Raw genomic sequence first — 15,785 nt, 5'->3', positions numbered from 1 at the left:
GCCGCACCGGACCGCTCGCCCGGCACGGCGCCTCGTCGGCACGCGCCCGACGAGGCGCCCTTAAGGTGGGGCTTCCTCGTCAGCTGTCGCGGGAAGCGGGAAGCTGGAAGCGGGAAGCTGGAAGGGCGTGCAACAGATGGCCTCCGGCTGGGAATGGGACGACACACTCTTCTCCGGCGCGGCCGCCCACTACCGCCGCGGACGGCTTCCGTACGCCCCCGGGCTGGCGGATGTTCTCGACCGCGCGCTGCGCCCGGACGGGCAGGGACGCCTCATCGACGTGGGATGCGGGCCGGGCACAGTCGCTCTGAGGCTGGCGCACCTGTTCCGCGAAGTCGTCGGAGTGGACCCGGACGGCGGGATGATCACCGAAGCCGAACGTGCGGCGGACCTGGCGGGTGTCGCCGGGAAGGCACGGTGGGTCCGGGCCAGGGCCGAGGAACTCCCGGCGGACCTCGGGAAGTTCGCCGTCGCGGTCTTCGCCCAGTCCTTCCACTGGATGGATCGTGATCTGGTGGCGGCAACGGTCAGGGGCATGCTCCTGCCCGGCGGCTCACTGGTGCACATCTCGGACCTGAAGACGGAGACCCGGTCCGTCGACGGCCTGCCGCATCCGGCGGTGCCCCACGCCGCGATGGGCGACGTGGTCAGGCGTTACCTGGGACCGGTGCGTCGCGCGGGGCGCGGCGTACTGCCGCAGGGGACTCCGGGCGGCGAGGCGGTGGTGCTCTCGCGGGCAGGCTTCTCGGGGCCCCGGCGTCACGTCGTCCCCGGCGGCCAGGCGCTGGAGCGTACGTGTGACGACGTGGTCGCCGGAGTCTTCTCGCTCTCGTCCTCGGCCCCGCACCTGTTCGGCTCGCGCCGTGAGGACTTCGAGGCGGATCTGAGGGCCCTCCTGCGGGCGGCGTCGCCCTTGGGCCGGTTCTCCGAACGCGTGCCAAGCACCGAGGTGTTCATCTGGGGAAAGGACGGGCCCACCGATCCGTGACCATCCGGGCGGATACGCCCGGTGAGGTGCGCGACCACGGTTTCCGCCCGGCCCGCGGCTGCCGGCGCCCGCCCGTCAGGGACCTGTATGGACAGGGCCGTCGGGCGTCAAGGTGCCGTCAGGGGCCGGGCCGGGAGACGCCCTCGCGGGGATAGCTTCGGTGTCACGCCCCGGACCGCCTTCCCGCTCCCGGGGCGCCACCGGTCGCCGTAGAACCCCTGGAGGGCCCCATGTGTCTGTTCCGGTACGAAAGTGATCCCGAGCCCGAGGAACCGCTCCCGGCCGGGCGTCTGTACGTGCCCGTCCGGCCGGGAGACGGAGCGCGGACGGCGATCAGGCTGTTCCGCACTCCCCTGGGCACACGCACGGCCGTCGGATTCACGACCTCGGAGCGGCTGGCCCGGACCCTGGGCGGGAAACAGGCGTACGTCCAGTTGTCGGAGGGCCTGCTGCGCGCCCTCTGCGCACCGCTCGGCGCGCATCTGCTGACGGTCGACCCGGCCCTGTCGGCGCACCCCGTCACCGCGTCGGAGCCCCTCCCGGGCCGCCTCCCGGTCCGGGCCCTGTGAACGGGGACGGGGTCATGACCACGGCTCTCGTCCCGGGCCGGGCCGCCGACGACGCCGACGGCCTTGCCGTGTGGCCCGCCTCCGCCCGCCGGCTGCCGGACGGGGACGTCCTCGTCGGCGGGGTGCCCCTGGCCCAGGTCGCCCACCGTTTCGGCACACCGGTCTACGTACTGGACGAGGCGGAGGTCCGGACCCGCTGCCGCATGTACCGGGAGACCTTCCCGGACGCCGACGTCATGTACGCCGCCAAGGCACTGCTGTGCCGGGCCGTCATCCACTGGGTGCGCGACGAGGGCCTCGGGCTGGACGTGTGCTCGGCGGGCGAACTGGAGCTCGCGGTCACCAGCGGCTTCCCGCCGGAGCGGATCGTCATGCACGGCAACGCGAAGTCGCCGCGCGACCTGGAGACGGCGCTGCGGCTGGGGGTCGGCCGACTCGTCATCGACAGCCCCTCGGAGATCGCACGGCTCGCCGCGGCCGTGGGACCGCACGGTCATCAACGCGTGATGCTCAGGGTGACGCCCGGTGTCTCCGCCGGCGGCCACGAGAAGATCCGTACCGGTACGGACGGGCAGAAGTTCGGGCTCTCCCTGGCCGACGGGTCGGCGGAGCACGCGGTCGCCCGCATCCTGAGCCAGCCGCAGCTCCGGCTGACCGGCCTGCACTGCCACATCGGCTCGCAGATCACGGACGTCGAGCCGTACGTCGCCTCCCTGCGCCGCATGGTGGGGCTGATGGCCCGGATCCGGGACGTCCACGGCATCGCACTGCCCGAGCTCGACATGGGCGGCGGCCACGGCGTCCCCTACCGGCCCGGCGAGCCCGGACTCGACCTCACGGCCCTCGCCCGCGCGCTGCGCGGAGAGCTCTCCGCGAGCTGCGCGGCCGCCGGACTGGATGTCCCCCGGCTCGTCGTCGAACCGGGCCGGGCGGTCACGGGGCCGGCCGGGGTGGCGCTCTACCGGGTCCTGGCCGTCAAACGCACGGGCGGCCAGGTCTTCGTGGCGGTGGACGGGGGCATGAGCGACAACCCCCGGCCCGCCCTGTACGGCGCCCGCTACGCGCCGCGCCTGATCGGCCGGCGCTCCCCCGCCGCGCCGACGACGGCGACGGTGGTGGGCCGGCACTGCGAGGCGGGCGACGTCCTCGCCGCAGACGTGGAACTCCCCGGCGACATCCGCCCCGGTGACCTCGTCGCCGTACCCGTGGCAGGCGCTTACCACCTGTCCATGGCCTCCGGGTACAACCTGGTCGGCAGGCCCCCTGTGGTGGCGGTCCGGAACGGCTCCGCCCGTCTGCTGGTACGCCGGGAGACCCTCGACGATTTCCGCAGCCGGGACGTCGGGGAGTAGATCCGGCCCGGATTTCCGTATGACGCCACCCCTTTCCGAACAGCGCTTCCGCAGGTGATGCGCGAAACGGAAAGGGGTGGCGTACGCCTGCCCGAAAACACTCCCGTACGGACGGCGTCAAGAATTCCGCCGCGCCCGTATGGAGCCCGTCAAAGGGGATCACCGCACGGCTGACCATACGGTTTGCTTTTGATCGGCCGCACCGGTCGATTCCATTTCATTCACTTCATTCAGGAGCTCACGATGGCCGACCTGGCCTTCGTCGTCACCACGATCGCGGTTTTCGCCCTGGTGGCTCTCGTCGCGAGGGGGGTGACGAAGCTGTGACCGCGGAGAACATCGCCGGCCTGGTCGTGGCCGTCTCCCTGCTGGTGTACCTCGTCCTTGCGCTCGTGTACCCGGAGAGGTTCTGAAGCCCGATATGAGCCCCGTAACAGCTGGTGTGCTCCAACTGCTCGCGCTGATCGCCGCGCTGGCACTCGCATACCGTCCGCTCGGTGACTACATGGCCCGGGTCTACTCCTCCGAAAAGCATTTCAAGCCGGAGAAGTGGATCTACCGCGCCATCGGAGCCAATCCGTCGGCCTCGATGCACTGGCCCGCCTATCTGCGCGGCGTCCTCGCTTTCTCCGCGGTGAGCGTCCTCTTCCTCTACGCTCTCCAGCGCCTCCAGGGGGCACTGCCCGGTTCGCTCGGCTTCACCTCGATCGACCCGGACCAGGCGTTCAACACCGCGGCATCCTTCGTGGCGAACACCAACTGGCAGTCGTACTACGGCGAACAGGCCATGGGCCACGTCGTGCAGACCGGCGGTCTCGCGGTGCAGAACTTCGTCTCGGCCGCGGTCGGCATGGCCGTGGCAGTGGCGCTCGTCCGCGGCTTCTCACGCGCCCGCACGGGCGAGCTCGGCAACTTCTGGACGGACCTGGTGCGCGGCACGATCAGGATCCTGCTGCCGATCGCGGTGGTCGGCGCGATCGTGCTGGTGGCGTGCGGTGTCATCCAGAACTTCTCCGGCATCCACGAGGTCGGACAGTTCTCCGGCTCCACCCAGCAGTGGAACGGCGGCGCGGTCGCCTCGCAGGAGGCCATCAAGGAGCTGGGGACGAACGGCGGCGGCTACTTCAACGCCAACTCCGCCCACCCCTTCGAGAATCCGACGCCGTTCTCCAACCTCTTCGAGATCTTCCTGATCCTGCTGATCCCGTCCGCGCTGACCCGCACGTTCGGCCGTATGGTCGGCAACCTGCGGCAGGGCTACACGATCCTCGCCACGATGGCCACGATCTGGATCGGCTTCACGGCCCTGATGATGTGGACCGAGTTCGCCCACCACGGTCCGGCTCTCGAGATCGCCGGCGGAGCGATGGAGGGCAAGGAGACCCGCTTCGGCATCGGCGGATCGTCGATCTTCGCCGTGGCGACCACCCTGACCTCGACCGGCGCGGTCAACTCCTTCCACTCCTCGTACACGGGGCTCGGCGGCGGTATCACCATGCTGGGCATGCAGCTGGGCGAGATCGCCCCCGGCGGCGTCGGCTCCGGCCTCTACGGCATGCTCATCATGGCGGTCATCGCGGTGTTCATCGCGGGCCTCATGGTCGGCCGTACGCCCGAGTACCTGGGCAAGAAGATCGGGACCCGCCAGATCAAGTTCGCGGCGTGCTACATCCTGATCACCCCGGCGCTGGTGCTCTGCTTCACCGCGGTCGCGATGGCTCTGCCCACTCCACCCGACTCGATGACCAACAGCGGCGCGCACGGATTCTCCGAGATCCTCTACGCCTACACCTCCGGCGCCAACAACAACGGCTCCGCCTTCGCCGGACTCAACGCCGACACGCAGTGGTTCAACACCACCATCGGCATCGCGATGCTGCTCGGCCGCTTCCTGCCGATCGTGTTCGTCCTGGCCCTGGCGGGCTCACTCGCCGAGCAGCGGCCGGTCCCGGCCACGGCCGGCACCCTCCGGACGGACAAGCCCCTCTACGCGGGCCTGCTCGTCGGCACGATCCTCATCATCACCGGTCTGACCTACTTCCCGGCCCTGGCGCTGGGTCCGCTCGCCGAAGGACTCACCTCATGAGCACCGCCGCCCCCACCCGTGCCCCGCACGAAGACCTCTCCGGCGGCGCCGGGCCAGGCCGTGCCGGCGGGGGTCTGTTCGACCCGAAGCAGTTGCTCAGGTCCTTCCCGGACGCGGTGCGGAAGCTCGACCCGCGCGTCATGATCAAGTCCCCGGTCATGTTCGTGGTGCTCGTGGGCTCGGTGGTCACCACACTGCTGGCTCTGCGGGATCCGGGTGACTGGTTCGGCTGGGCCATCACCGCCTGGCTGTGGCTGACCACGGTCTTCGCCAACCTCGCCGAGGCGGTCGCCGAAGGCCGCGGCAAGGCCCAGGCGGACACCCTGCGCAAGGCCAGGACGGACACGGTCGCCCGTCGCCTGAACGGCCGCGACGAGGTGGAGGTGTCCGGCACGGAACTGCGCGTCGGCGACCTGGTCGTCTGCGAGGCCGGGGACATCGTCCCGGGCGACGGTGACGTCGTCGAGGGCGTCGCGTCCGTCGACGAGTCCGCCATCACGGGCGAATCCGCTCCGGTGATCCGGGAGTCCGGCGGCGACCGCAGTGCCGTCACGGGCGGCACGAAGGTGCTCTCCGACCGGATCGTCGTCAGGATCACCACCAAGCCTGGCGAGACCTTCATCGACCGGATGATCGCCCTGGTGGAGGGCGCGGCCCGGCAGAAGACCCCCAACGAGATCGCGCTCAACATCCTGCTGGCCTCGCTGACCATCGTCTTCCTCCTCGCCGTCGTGACGCTCCAGCCGTTCGCGATCTACGCCGGCGCCAGGCAGTCGTTGATCGTCCTCACGGCCCTGCTGGTCTGTCTGATCCCGACGACCATCGGCGCGCTCCTCTCCGCGATCGGCATCGCCGGCATGGACCGCCTGGTCCAGCGCAACGTCCTGGCCATGTCAGGGCGGGCCGTGGAGGCGGCGGGTGATGTCTCGACCCTGCTGCTCGACAAGACCGGCACCATCACGCTGGGCAATCGGCAGGCCGCGGAATTCGTACCGGTGAGGGGCACGAGCGAGGCGGAGCTGGCCGACGCCGCGCAGTTGTCGTCGCTGGCCGACGAGACTCCCGAGGGCCGCTCCGTCGTGGTGCTCGCGAAGGAGAGGTACGGCCTGCGCGAACGCCATCAGGGCGAGCTCGCCCACGCCACGTGGGTCGCCTTCACGGCACAGACCCGTATGTCGGGGGTGGACGTGGACGGCCTCAGGGCCCGCAAGGGTGCGGCCGGTTCGGTCGTGGCATGGGTGAAGGAGCGGGGCGGCCGGGTGGCCGACGACGCCGGCGCCCTCGCCGACCGGATCTCCGAGGCGGGCGGCACACCGCTGCTGGTCGCCGTGGAGGACGCGAAGGGCGCCCGCGTCCTGGGGGTCATCCACCTGAAGGACGTCGTCAAGGACGGCATGCGGGAGCGCTTCGCCGAGCTTCGCCGGATGGGCATCAGGACCGTCATGATCACGGGTGACAACCCGCTGACGGCCAAGGCGATCGCCGAGGAGGCGGGAGTCGACGACTTCCTCGCCGAGGCCACGCCCGAGGACAAGATGGCCCTCATCAAGCGGGAGCAGGCGGGCGGCAAACTCGTCGCGATGACGGGGGACGGCACCAACGACGCCCCCGCCCTCGCCCAGGCGGACGTGGGCGTGGCGATGAACACCGGCACCTCGGCCGCCAAGGAGGCCGGGAACATGGTGGACCTGGACTCCAATCCCACCAAGCTGATCGAGATCGTCGAGATCGGCAAGCAGCTCCTCATCACGCGGGGCGCCCTCACCACGTTCTCCATCGCCAACGACGTCGCGAAGTACTTCGCGATCATCCCGGCCATGTTCGCGGTGGCCTATCCGGGCCTCGACAAGCTCAACGTGATGGGCCTCGCGTCACCGGAGTCCGCGATCCTGTCGGCCGTCATCTTCAACGCGCTGATCATCGTCGCCCTCGTCCCGCTCGCCCTCAAGGGCGTCCGGTACCGGCCGACCGGCGCGGACCGGATGCTCCGCCGCAATCTCGGGATCTACGGGCTCGGCGGCCTGGTGGCCCCGTTCATCGGCATCAAGATCATCGACCTGCTCATCTCCCTCATTCCCGGGCTCTCCTGAACCAGAACGGCTGATCAGCCATGAACACCTCCCTCAAGAACACCGTCAGGCTGCTCGGGGCGGGGCTGCGCGCCCTTCTCGTGCTGAGCGTCGTCTGCGGCGTCCTCTACCCGCTCACCGTCACGGGCGTCGCGCAGGCGCTCTTCAGCGGCAAGGCGAACGGATCCGAGATCAGTGACGAAAGCGGACACACCGTCGGGTCCTCGTTGATCGGACAGACCTACGACCTGCCGAAGCGGAACCCCGACGACCCGGACGAGGCGGCGAAGCCGGACCTGAGGTGGTTCCAGCCCCGCCCCTCGAACGGCCTGGGCAGCAACAGCGTCAACCTCCGGTACTCACTGATCCTCTCCGGAGCCACCAACCGTGCCGCGGACAACGCCGACCTGGTCAAGTGGGTCACCGAGGCGAAGGCCGCCGTCGTGGCGGACAACTCCACCCCTGACCACACGGTGCGGCCGGAGGACGTCCCGGCCGACGCCGTCACGTCCTCCGGCTCGGGTCTCGATCCCGACATCTCCCCGGCGTACGCGAAGCTCCAGGTCAACCGTGTCGCCGAGCGGAACGCCCTTCCCGTGCGGCAGGTGGCCGAACTCGTGGCCGAGCACACCGAGGGCCGCACGCTCGGCTTCATGGGCGAGCCCCGCGTCAACGTGCTGGAGCTCAACAGCGCGCTCAAGGCGGTGAGCAAGGCCTGATCCCCCGGCGCCGGGCCGCGGTTCCGGACGGGATCGCGGCCCGGCGCCGATCCGGCTCCGACGGCGGCGCGGGCTCTCCCGCTCCGCGCGACCCGGTACGCGGCTCTCCCACGCCGGGCTCTCCGGCAGCACTCACCGAAAACGGCCCGGATCCGCGATCCGGGCCGTCCGCGTGCCCGGACCCACCGCGCCGGGGAGTCGTCACCGTACTCGTCCACCCGCGTCGCAACAAGACTCGAAAGGCTTCGAAACTTTCGATGTCCTCAGCGAGATTTCCTGAGTCGAAACTTTCGACGCAACAGAAGCACAATTCGTTTCGATCGATTGGCATGGCCTATGAACTGCATAAACAAGCACGCGACGGCCCATCCGGCCATTCGACGCTTTCGTAATTCATGCCGAAACTATTGACACCTGACAGGCCCAGTTCAACACTGTTCGCCGTTGGCAGACCTCAACCACTGCCGATCCGGGTCCACCCCGACCCGGCGCTCAGGCCGGTCGCCCAACGCGACGACCGGCCCGAGGCCCGGCCGGGCCGCGCGGCACCGACGCACGGTTCACCGTCTCCGCCTGCTCCACCGACACCCCCACAGAGGGCGTCTCGCGCTGCCCGGCCCCCCACCCGGCCTCACGAGGACGAGGAGGAAAGCACGCACATGAACGACGCACCCGCACAGTCGACGAGCCGCACGCCCGGCCGGCTCAGACGGTTCATCCGCAACGCCTTCGCCACGGCGACGGCAGCCGTGGCCGTCCTGGCCCTGCCCGGCGCCGCCAGCGCCGACACGGTCATCAACTCGAACCAGACCGGCACCAACAACGGCTACTACTACTCCTTCTGGACCGACAGCCCCGGCTCCGTCTCGATGAACCTGGCGTCCGGCGGCGGCTACGGCACCTCGTGGAGCAATACCGGCAACTTCGTCGCGGGCAAGGGCTGGAGCACGGGCGGACGCAGGAGTGTGACCTACTCGGGCACCTTCAACCCGTCCGGCAACGCGTACCTGACCCTCTACGGATGGTCGACGAACCCCCTCGTGGAGTACTACATCGTCGACAACTGGGGCACCTACCGCCCGACGGGCACGTTCAAGGGCACGGTCACCAGCGACGGCGGAACGTACGACATCTACGAGACGACCCGCGTCAACGCACCCTCCATCGAGGGCACTCGCACGTTCAAGCAGTTCTGGAGCGTCCGTCAGTCGAAGCGCACCGGTGGAACCATCACGACCGGCAACCACTTCGACGCGTGGGCCCGGAACGGCATGAACCTGGGCACCTTCAACTACATGATCATGGCCACCGAGGGCTACCAGAGCAGCGGCAACTCCAACATCACCGTGGGCGGCACCTCGGACGGTGGCGGCGGCACGGGCGGCGGTGGCGGTGGAGGGTGCACCGCCACCGTCACCGCGGGCGACAAATGGAGCGACCGCTACAACCTCAACGTCTCGGTCTCCGGCTCCAGCAACTGGACCGTCACGATGAACATCCCCTCCCCCGCCAAAGTCCTCTCCACCTGGAACACCACCGCCGCCTACCCCAGCGCACAGGTCCTGACCGCCAGATCCAACGGCAGCGGCAACACCTGGGGCGCCACCATCCAGGCCAACGGCAACTGGACCTGGCCGACCGTCTCCTGCAACACCGGCTGACCGGCACATCGCACAGGCGGGGCGGCGGTCCATGCCCGCCGCCCCGCACCCGCCCCCCATTCACCGGACGCGAAGGACACCCGCATGCGAATCACTCCACGCCTGTCCCTACGGCCCGTGACCACGGCACTGGCAGTCGCCGCGATGGCCGCGACCGCCGCGGTCGCCGTAGACACCACTCCCTCGCACGCCGCCTCGTCCGCCGCGTGCAACGGGTACGTCGGCCTCACCTTCGACGACGGCCCGTCGGGCAGCACACCCGGCCTGCTCAACGCCCTGAAGCAGAACGGGCTGCGGGCCACGATGTTCAACCAGGGGCAGTACGCCGCGTCCAACCCGGCCCAGGTCCGTGCACAGGTCGACGCCGGCATGTGGGTCGGCAACCACAGCTACACCCACCCGCACCTGATCCAGCAGAGCCAGGCTCAGGTCGACTCCGAGCTCTCCCGCACCCAGCAGGCCATCGCCGCCGGCGGCGGGGGCACGCCGAAGCTGTTCCGCCCTCCGTACGGTGAGACCAACGCGACGGTGCGGGCGGCCGCGGCCAAGTACGGCCTCACCCAGATCATCTGGGACGTCGACTCGCAGGACTGGAACAGCGCGAGCACCGACGCGATCGTGGCGGCGAACGCCCGGCTCACCAACGGCCAGATCATCCTCATGCACGACTGGCCGGCCAACACGCTCGCCGCCATCCCCCGCATCGCGCAGGGCCTGGCGAGCCGGGGGCTGTGCGCCGGCATGATCTCACCGCAGACAGGCCGCGCCGTGGCACCCGACGGCGGCGGCACGGGCGGCGGTGGCGGTGGAGGGTGCACCGCCACCGTCACCGCGGGCGACAAATGGAGCGACCGCTACAACCTCAACGTCTCGGTCTCCGGCTCCAGCAACTGGACCGTCACGATGAACATCCCCTCCCCCGCCAAAGTCCTCTCCACCTGGAACACCACCGCCGCCTACCCCAGCGCACAGGTCCTGACCGCCAGATCCAACGGCAGCGGCAACACCTGGGGCGCCACCATCCAGGCCAACGGCAACTGGACCTGGCCGACCGTCTCCTGCAACACCGGCTGACCGGCACGGGCCGTCGAACGGAGCGGTGGGGGCGGCCCTGGCAGGCCGTCCCCACCGGCTCGTCCCGGCCGGGGCCACCATCCGGTACGTAGCCGACAAGCCCGGCGAAGTCACCAGCGACAGCGCATGAGTTGGCCGACGGGCGACGTGACCGGCGCTCGCGTTCCCTATTCTGTTCGCAAGCTGATCATCCGCTGCCGCGCCCCACCAGGAGTTCGCCATGTCCCGACCGGAGAACGATGCCCCCGCCCTGCGCATCGACACCAGCAGACCTCATCCCGCCCGGATGTACGACTGGTTCCTCGGGGGCAAGGACAACTACCCCGTGGACGAGGCCATGGGCCGGCAGATGCTCGCCGTGGAACCCGGGGTCCCGGTCATGGCGAAGGTGAACCGGGCGTTCATGCACCGCGCCACCCGATGGCTGACGGCCAACGGAATCCGGCAGTTCCTCGACATCGGCACCGGGATACCGACGGAGCCCAACCTCCACCAGGTGGCGCAGCAGGCCGCCCCGGACGCGCGAGTCGTCTACTGCGACAACGATCCGATCGTCCTGGCGCACGCCGAGGCCCTGCTCAAGGGCAGCGGGGAGGGCGCCATCGACTACGTGCAGGCGGACGCCCGGGACGTGGACGTCATTCTCGAACACGCGGGCAGGACACTGGACTTCAGCCGCCCGGTCGCGCTCTCGCTGATCTCGCTGCTGCACTTCGTGAGCGACGAGGACGGCGCCTACGCGCTGGTGGACCGGCTGACCCGTGTGCTCGCGCCGGGCAGCCATGTGGTGATCTCACACCTCACGGCCGACTTCCACCCGGCCGAGGCCCGCAAGGTCGACGAGATGTACAAGGCGAACACGCTCACCCTGGCGCCCCGCACCCGTGATCAGTTCTCCCGCTTCTTCGACGGACTCGACATCGTCGAGCCGGGCATCGTGGCGGCCGAGGCGTGGCACCCCGAGCTGGGTGATCCGGTACCCGGCCAGGACGACGTCATCAGCGCCGGCTACGTGGCGGTGGGCCGCAAGCCGTAGTCCGGCACCGCGCCGCCCTCGGTGGCCCTCCGGGGCGGGTCCACCGAGGTCAGCCCCGGCCGGCCCGCGGGTAGGGGAACCACGTCCCGGGGCGGAGCGGCCCGCAGCCCCGGGGACTCATGCCGGCTGCCCTTCGCCGTCGGTGTGCCGGAAGCAGGAGACGGCCACGACGAGCGGCCAGAACGACTGCGCGAACGTGATGACGCGCTCGGCCGCTCCCGCGGTGTCGAGGACGAACAGGGCGAGCAGGAACCAGGCCCCGCCGAGCCACATCAGCGCGGTCGCCGTGACGGACGGCACGGGCCGCAGCCCCCAAGGCGCCGTCATCGCCGGGGCCTGCGGCGTAGCAGGACGCGGCCACGGGTCCGCTCCGCGGGCCGGCGTGGCCCGCCGGAGAGAGGTGCTCCGGCGCACGGCGAGGACCGGCCACACCGCGAGCAGCAGGAACCCCACGGCCACCACCACGCCGTGGTCGAACGAGCCGCCGCTGCTCGGCGCCGGGAACAGGGCCAGCAGCATCGCCGAGAGCCCACCGCCGGCCAGCGCCACCCGTCCGGACAGTGCGGCGGGGCGCAGTCCCCAGGCGGTGACGAGATGGCAGGCTCCCAGAGCGAGCAGAGCCGACGTCATCACCCAGTACCCGGCGGCGCCGTCGGAGGCGAGGATGCTGATCGTCGCCGACGCGGGGTCGTAACCGGGTCCCTGGAGCTCCGCGGAGACCGCCCAGCCGCCGACGAGGAGGACCGGGGCGCTCACCGAGGAGAACAGCACCCACCAGGGGACAGATCGCATCGGTGAACGGTAGAACGCCGACGGCGGCAACCGTCGGTGCACACGCTGGCAGCGGAGCGTACTCCGCTCGCCAGGGGGTAGACGTGTGACGCCGGATCACATGACGGTGTGCGACCCGCCGCCCCGGACATGGACCGAACCCAGAGGAGAACCCGCTGTGCTGACACCCAGTCCCCAGGACCTGAGAGTGGCCTTGGCCCGCTACGCCGACGCGCGGATCGAGGATGCCCGCCGCTCCACCGAGGCGAGCGCACGGGTCGTGGAGGACGCCGCCTACACCCTGTGCGTGATGACCGGAACCCAGGCCGTCCGGCAGGCCCTCCACGTCGCGGACTCGATGCTCGGCATGCGGGCCACGGTCTCCCCCGGTCTTCGCCGGCCGGACGACAGCCTCCGGGCGGCCTGACCCGGCGGCCTGACCCGGAGGCCGGACCTCCGGGAAACCGGCACCGAAATACCGGGCCGGGCCGCTCTCTCCGGCCGGCGCGCGGCATGCCCGCCGTCGGCCTAATCCCGCCCGGTACCGCCTCGGCCCCTGGACGCTGGGCGGGTGGACGAGAGCCGGGCGGGAACGGGTGACGAGAAGACCACGGAGCGGCTCACCGCCCTGTCCGACGGCATCTTCGCGATCGCCATGACGCTGCTGGTGCTCGATGTCCGTGTGCCGCCGGGCCTGACCGCCGAGGATTTCCGGGATGCCGTCCGCGACGTCCTGCCGGACCTCGGCGCCTACGTCCTGAGCTTCATGATCCTGGCTGCCTTCTGGCGCGACCACCGCCGGATCATGGAGCTGGTCCCGCGGTTCGACGGGCCGGCGCTGAGGTTCGCGCTCATCTGGCTGGGGGCGATCGCGCTCATCCCCTTCCCGACCTCGCTGCTCTCGGAATACGCCTCCGAGCCCCTGGCCGTCGCGGTCTACGCGGGTGCCGTGAGCATCACCAACCTGCTGGAACTGGCTGTGCTGAGGACCGGACTGCGCGGGTCGTGGCCGCAGGGCCGGGCCACGGAACGGACAGCCCGCTCCATCGCCGCCGACCTGGGGGGCACAGCCGTGGTCTTCGGAGCCACCGTGCCGCTCGCCTATGCCCTCTCCCCCGCGGCCGCCATGTGGTCGTGGCTGGCGCTCGTCCCGGTCAAGGCCGTGCTCGGCCACAGAACCCGTCGCGCGCGGCCCTTCTGACGCGGGGCGGACGGCGCGGGCCGACGCCACGGAGTGCGGTGGCGCCGGCTTCCGCCGTCACTCAGGAGTGGTGGCCAGGGTCTCGTAGTACGCGCCGAGCCCCCGCAGATAGAAGAGATCGCCGGTGTCCTGATCGCGCTCGAAGCGTGGGGCGTCCATGATCTGGTCCTTGGTGCACCCGACCTGGATCACCCGTTCAACGTCGTCGACGGCGGTCACCAGTCCGGCCGGCACGACGACGCTTCTCCCGAACTTCCAGACCCCCGCGTCGATCACCAGGTGGTCGAAGCCCGCCACCGGCGAGAGCCTGATGACGGTGCCCAGGCTCCCGTCCGCGGCCTCCACGCCGTAACCGATCACATCGTCGCCCGGCGAACGGTCCAGCTGTGTCTGCCAGGTCCACACCGTGTTCATGGTCTCCTCCTCCTGGCAGCCGGCCGGATCCGGCTGCCGGACCTTCCATATGCCCCCGCGAGCGCCGACGAAGCGGTCCGGCCCCGGCCTTGTACCCGGTCGGCGCTACTCCGCCATCTCGTAGGCCCCGGACAGAGCCTCGACGCGGTCCCAGACCCGCGCCGAGCGGGCGTCGTCGACGACCGGACGCCGGACGGCCGCGAGGGCCCAGGCCTGCTGTTCCGCGGTGGCGGAGTCCTTGCCGTGCAGCTCGACCGCGTTGGCGGAGAAGTCGCGGACGAGAACCGAGAACAGCTCGTCCAGCACGTCCTCGTCCAGGCCGGTCAGCCGGGCCTGCTCCAGGATCAGCTGACCGTGGACCACCAGCGCGAAGAGCTGGCCGACGGACAGCAGGAAGTCGAGGTCCCGGCTCTGCTGTTCGTCGGGTGCGGACTCCGCCACGAAGGCGCACAGGGCGTCCGCCTGCTCCCGGAAGCGGGCGACGTTGGGAACGGCGGCGTACGCGTCGTAGGCCGGGCGCCAGTCGTGGAAGCGCACCGAGCCGAGACCGCGGGCCGGGCCCTGCCGGAAGAGGAACGCGTCGTCCGCGGCGTCCAGGCGGGTCGTCACGGGCTCGTACGCGGCCGGCTCCAGCAGGTGGTTGCGCATGAACTTCAGGATGAGGGCGAGGTTGACGTGGACCGTTCCCTCGAGCTTGGGCAGACTGCGGATCTCCACCGCCGCCTGGGCGAAGTAGGTGTCCTTCTCGAAGCCCTTGGCGGCGATCACGTCCCACATCAGGTCGATGACCTTCTCGCCCTCGGTGGTCACCTTCATCTTCGTCATGGGGTTGAACAGCAGGTAACGGCGGTCGTCGGGTCCGGCCGAGCGGAAGTAGTCGACGGCGCGGTCGCTGAAGAGCTTCATGCCGACGAGCCGGACGTACGCGTCGGCCAGCTCGCGGCGGACGTGCGGGAAGGCGGTCACGGGGCGGCCGTAGAGCATCCGGTTGTGCGCGTGGGTCACGGCCTCGTACATCGCGTGCTCGCAGATGCCGATCGAGGCGGTGCAGAGGTTGAACTTGCCCACGTTGACGGTGTTGAGCGCCGCGTCGAAGGCGGCGCGCCCGGTGTGCAGGACGTCGTCGGGGCCGACCGGGTAGCCGTCGAGGCGGAACTCACTGACGTACTTGGAGGAGTCGACGACGTTCTTCACCAGGTGGTAGGCGGGGTGGCGGCTGTCGGCCGCGAAGAAGACGTAGCCGTCGGGGCCCTCGACGTCGGTGCGGCGGCCGAAGACGGAGACGAGGCCGGCCGCGTTGCCGTTGCCTATGTAGTACTTCGAACCGGTGGCCAGGAAGGCGCCGTCACCGTCCGGCTCCAGGAGCATGTCGGTGGAGTAGATGTCGGCGCCGTGCGCCTTCTCCGACAGCCCGAAGGCGAACACCTCGCCCTCGGAGAGGAGCTGTGCCGCGCGGCTGCGGGCGGCGGCGTTGCCGCTCTGCCACACCGGGCCGAGACCGAGGATGGTCACCTGCCAGGCGTACCAGTAGTCGAGGCCGTAGAAGCCGAAGATCTCGTTGAGCGCGGCGATCCTGGCGGTGTCCCAGCGCTGGTCCTCCCGCTCCGCGGCGGAGGCGGGGGTGAGGAAGGTGGCGAACAGGCCTTCCTTGGAGGCGAAGTCCAGGAAGTCGCCCAGCCAGGCGCGGGACCGGTAGTCCTCGACGAGACGGCGCTTGCCGCGGGCCTCGAACCAGTCGACGGTGGCGCGCAGCAGCCTGCGGGTCTCGGGGTCGAAGTGCGACGGGTCGTAGGTGCGCGGGTTGAACAGCAGCGTGTCGGCCATGGTGATACGCCTTCCGGGGCG

The 15,785-nt window shown here is 70.3% G+C and carries 16 protein-coding genes; 13 read left to right on the top strand and 3 right to left on the bottom strand.

All coding sequences use genetic code 11. From position 1 onward, the window contains the following. The first annotated feature begins 136 nt into the window (after window positions 1–136). From ACFUNE_RS10010 to ACFUNE_RS09960, 11 genes are all read left to right on the top strand, one after another. Window positions 137–988: a class I SAM-dependent methyltransferase gene (locus ACFUNE_RS10010; RefSeq protein WP_383564983.1), complete on the top strand. Its 852-nt coding sequence runs from the start codon at window positions 137–139 to the stop codon at window positions 986–988. Between the two features lie 230 nt (window positions 989–1,218). Beyond that, window positions 1,219–1,557: an SAV_915 family protein gene (locus tag ACFUNE_RS10005; RefSeq protein WP_383564619.1), complete on the top strand. Its 339-nt coding sequence runs from the start codon at window positions 1,219–1,221 to the stop codon at window positions 1,555–1,557. A 14-nt stretch (window positions 1,558–1,571) separates the two neighbouring features. Continuing rightward, window positions 1,572–2,909 (top strand): diaminopimelate decarboxylase, encoded by a 1,338-nt coding sequence (gene lysA, locus ACFUNE_RS10000; RefSeq protein ID WP_383564617.1) that lies wholly within the window; start codon window positions 1,572–1,574, stop codon window positions 2,907–2,909. A 189-nt stretch (window positions 2,910–3,098) separates the two neighbouring features. Beyond that, window positions 3,099–3,236, top strand: coding sequence for a hypothetical protein (locus ACFUNE_RS09995; RefSeq protein ID WP_383564615.1), 138 nt, complete (start codon window positions 3,099–3,101; stop codon window positions 3,234–3,236). After that, window positions 3,233–3,322 (top strand): K(+)-transporting ATPase subunit F, encoded by a 90-nt coding sequence (gene kdpF / locus ACFUNE_RS09990; protein ID WP_033304754.1) that lies wholly within the window; start codon window positions 3,233–3,235, stop codon window positions 3,320–3,322. The genes ACFUNE_RS09995 and kdpF overlap by 4 nt, the downstream gene beginning before the upstream one ends. A gap of 8 nt (window positions 3,323–3,330) precedes the next feature. Beyond that, the gene (gene kdpA, locus ACFUNE_RS09985; RefSeq protein ID WP_383564612.1) at window positions 3,331–4,995 is read left to right on the top strand and encodes a potassium-transporting ATPase subunit KdpA; all 1,665 of its coding nucleotides are present in this window, start codon (window positions 3,331–3,333) and stop codon (window positions 4,993–4,995) included. Next, entirely contained in the window at window positions 4,992–7,085 is a 2,094-nt protein-coding gene (gene kdpB / locus ACFUNE_RS09980) for a potassium-transporting ATPase subunit KdpB (protein ID WP_383564610.1), read from the top strand. The genes kdpA and kdpB overlap by 4 nt, the downstream gene beginning before the upstream one ends. Window positions 7,086–7,105: 20 nt before the next feature. Further along, entirely contained in the window at window positions 7,106–7,783 is a 678-nt protein-coding gene (locus ACFUNE_RS09975; RefSeq protein WP_383564608.1) for a potassium-transporting ATPase subunit C, read from the top strand. Between the two features lie 659 nt (window positions 7,784–8,442). Then, window positions 8,443–9,444 (top strand): glycoside hydrolase family 11 protein, encoded by a 1,002-nt coding sequence (locus ACFUNE_RS09970; protein ID WP_383564606.1) that lies wholly within the window; start codon window positions 8,443–8,445, stop codon window positions 9,442–9,444. An 84-nt stretch (window positions 9,445–9,528) separates the two neighbouring features. Further along, a complete protein-coding gene (locus ACFUNE_RS09965; RefSeq protein WP_383564604.1) occupies window positions 9,529–10,518 on the top strand; it encodes a polysaccharide deacetylase family protein in 990 nt (329 codons plus the stop codon). A 220-nt stretch (window positions 10,519–10,738) separates the two neighbouring features. Then, window positions 10,739–11,554: an SAM-dependent methyltransferase gene (locus ACFUNE_RS09960; RefSeq protein ID WP_383564602.1), complete on the top strand. Its 816-nt coding sequence runs from the start codon at window positions 10,739–10,741 to the stop codon at window positions 11,552–11,554. 117 nt (window positions 11,555–11,671) lie between these two features. On the opposite strand, the gene ACFUNE_RS09955 is transcribed toward ACFUNE_RS09960, so the two are convergent. Further along, window positions 11,672–12,346: a DUF998 domain-containing protein gene (locus ACFUNE_RS09955; protein ID WP_383564600.1), complete on the bottom strand. Its 675-nt coding sequence runs from the start codon at window positions 12,344–12,346 to the stop codon at window positions 11,672–11,674. A gap of 157 nt (window positions 12,347–12,503) precedes the next feature. Between ACFUNE_RS09955 and ACFUNE_RS09950 the strand changes: the two genes are divergently transcribed. Further along, window positions 12,504–12,752: a DUF5133 domain-containing protein gene (locus tag ACFUNE_RS09950; RefSeq protein WP_383564598.1), complete on the top strand. Its 249-nt coding sequence runs from the start codon at window positions 12,504–12,506 to the stop codon at window positions 12,750–12,752. Between the two features lie 144 nt (window positions 12,753–12,896). After that, window positions 12,897–13,526: a TMEM175 family protein gene (locus tag ACFUNE_RS09945; protein WP_383564596.1), complete on the top strand. Its 630-nt coding sequence runs from the start codon at window positions 12,897–12,899 to the stop codon at window positions 13,524–13,526. A 57-nt stretch (window positions 13,527–13,583) separates the two neighbouring features. On the opposite strand, the gene ACFUNE_RS09940 is transcribed toward ACFUNE_RS09945, so the two are convergent. Together ACFUNE_RS09940 and ACFUNE_RS09935 are read right to left on the bottom strand one after the other, a co-directional pair. Continuing rightward, a complete protein-coding gene (locus ACFUNE_RS09940; RefSeq protein WP_383564594.1) occupies window positions 13,584–13,940 on the bottom strand; it encodes a hypothetical protein in 357 nt (118 codons plus the stop codon). Window positions 13,941–14,045: 105 nt separating this feature from the next. Continuing rightward, the gene (locus ACFUNE_RS09935; protein ID WP_383564592.1) at window positions 14,046–15,764 is read right to left on the bottom strand and encodes an acyl-CoA dehydrogenase family protein; all 1,719 of its coding nucleotides are present in this window, start codon (window positions 15,762–15,764) and stop codon (window positions 14,046–14,048) included. Window positions 15,765–15,785 lie beyond the last annotated feature (21 nt).

The organism is Streptomyces sp. NPDC057287, from assembly GCF_042667905.1.
Taxonomy (GTDB): Bacteria; Actinomycetota; Actinomycetes; order Streptomycetales; family Streptomycetaceae; genus Streptomyces.
This window is presented reverse-complemented; position numbering and strand designations above follow the sequence as displayed.

Coding starts and splice junctions, on each gene's coding strand:
- ACFUNE_RS09975 (WP_383564608.1), top strand. CDS start 7,106: ATGAACACCTCCCTCAAGAACACCGTCAGGCTGCTCGGGGCGGGGCTG.
- ACFUNE_RS09970 (WP_383564606.1), top strand. CDS start 8,443: ATGAACGACGCACCCGCACAGTCGACGAGCCGCACGCCCGGCCGGCTC.
- kdpA (WP_383564612.1), top strand. CDS start 3,331: ATGAGCCCCGTAACAGCTGGTGTGCTCCAACTGCTCGCGCTGATCGCC.
- ACFUNE_RS10005 (WP_383564619.1), top strand. CDS start 1,219: ATGTGTCTGTTCCGGTACGAAAGTGATCCCGAGCCCGAGGAACCGCTC.
- kdpB (WP_383564610.1), top strand. CDS start 4,992: ATGAGCACCGCCGCCCCCACCCGTGCCCCGCACGAAGACCTCTCCGGC.
- lysA (WP_383564617.1), top strand. CDS start 1,572: ATGACCACGGCTCTCGTCCCGGGCCGGGCCGCCGACGACGCCGACGGC.
- ACFUNE_RS09940 (WP_383564594.1), bottom strand. CDS start 13,940: ATGAACACGGTGTGGACCTGGCAGACACAGCTGGACCGTTCGCCGGGC.
- ACFUNE_RS09960 (WP_383564602.1), top strand. CDS start 10,739: ATGTCCCGACCGGAGAACGATGCCCCCGCCCTGCGCATCGACACCAGC.
- ACFUNE_RS09935 (WP_383564592.1), bottom strand. CDS start 15,764: ATGGCCGACACGCTGCTGTTCAACCCGCGCACCTACGACCCGTCGCAC.
- ACFUNE_RS09955 (WP_383564600.1), bottom strand. CDS start 12,346: ATGCGATCTGTCCCCTGGTGGGTGCTGTTCTCCTCGGTGAGCGCCCCG.
- ACFUNE_RS10010 (WP_383564983.1), top strand. CDS start 137: ATGGCCTCCGGCTGGGAATGGGACGACACACTCTTCTCCGGCGCGGCC.
- ACFUNE_RS09965 (WP_383564604.1), top strand. CDS start 9,529: ATGCGAATCACTCCACGCCTGTCCCTACGGCCCGTGACCACGGCACTG.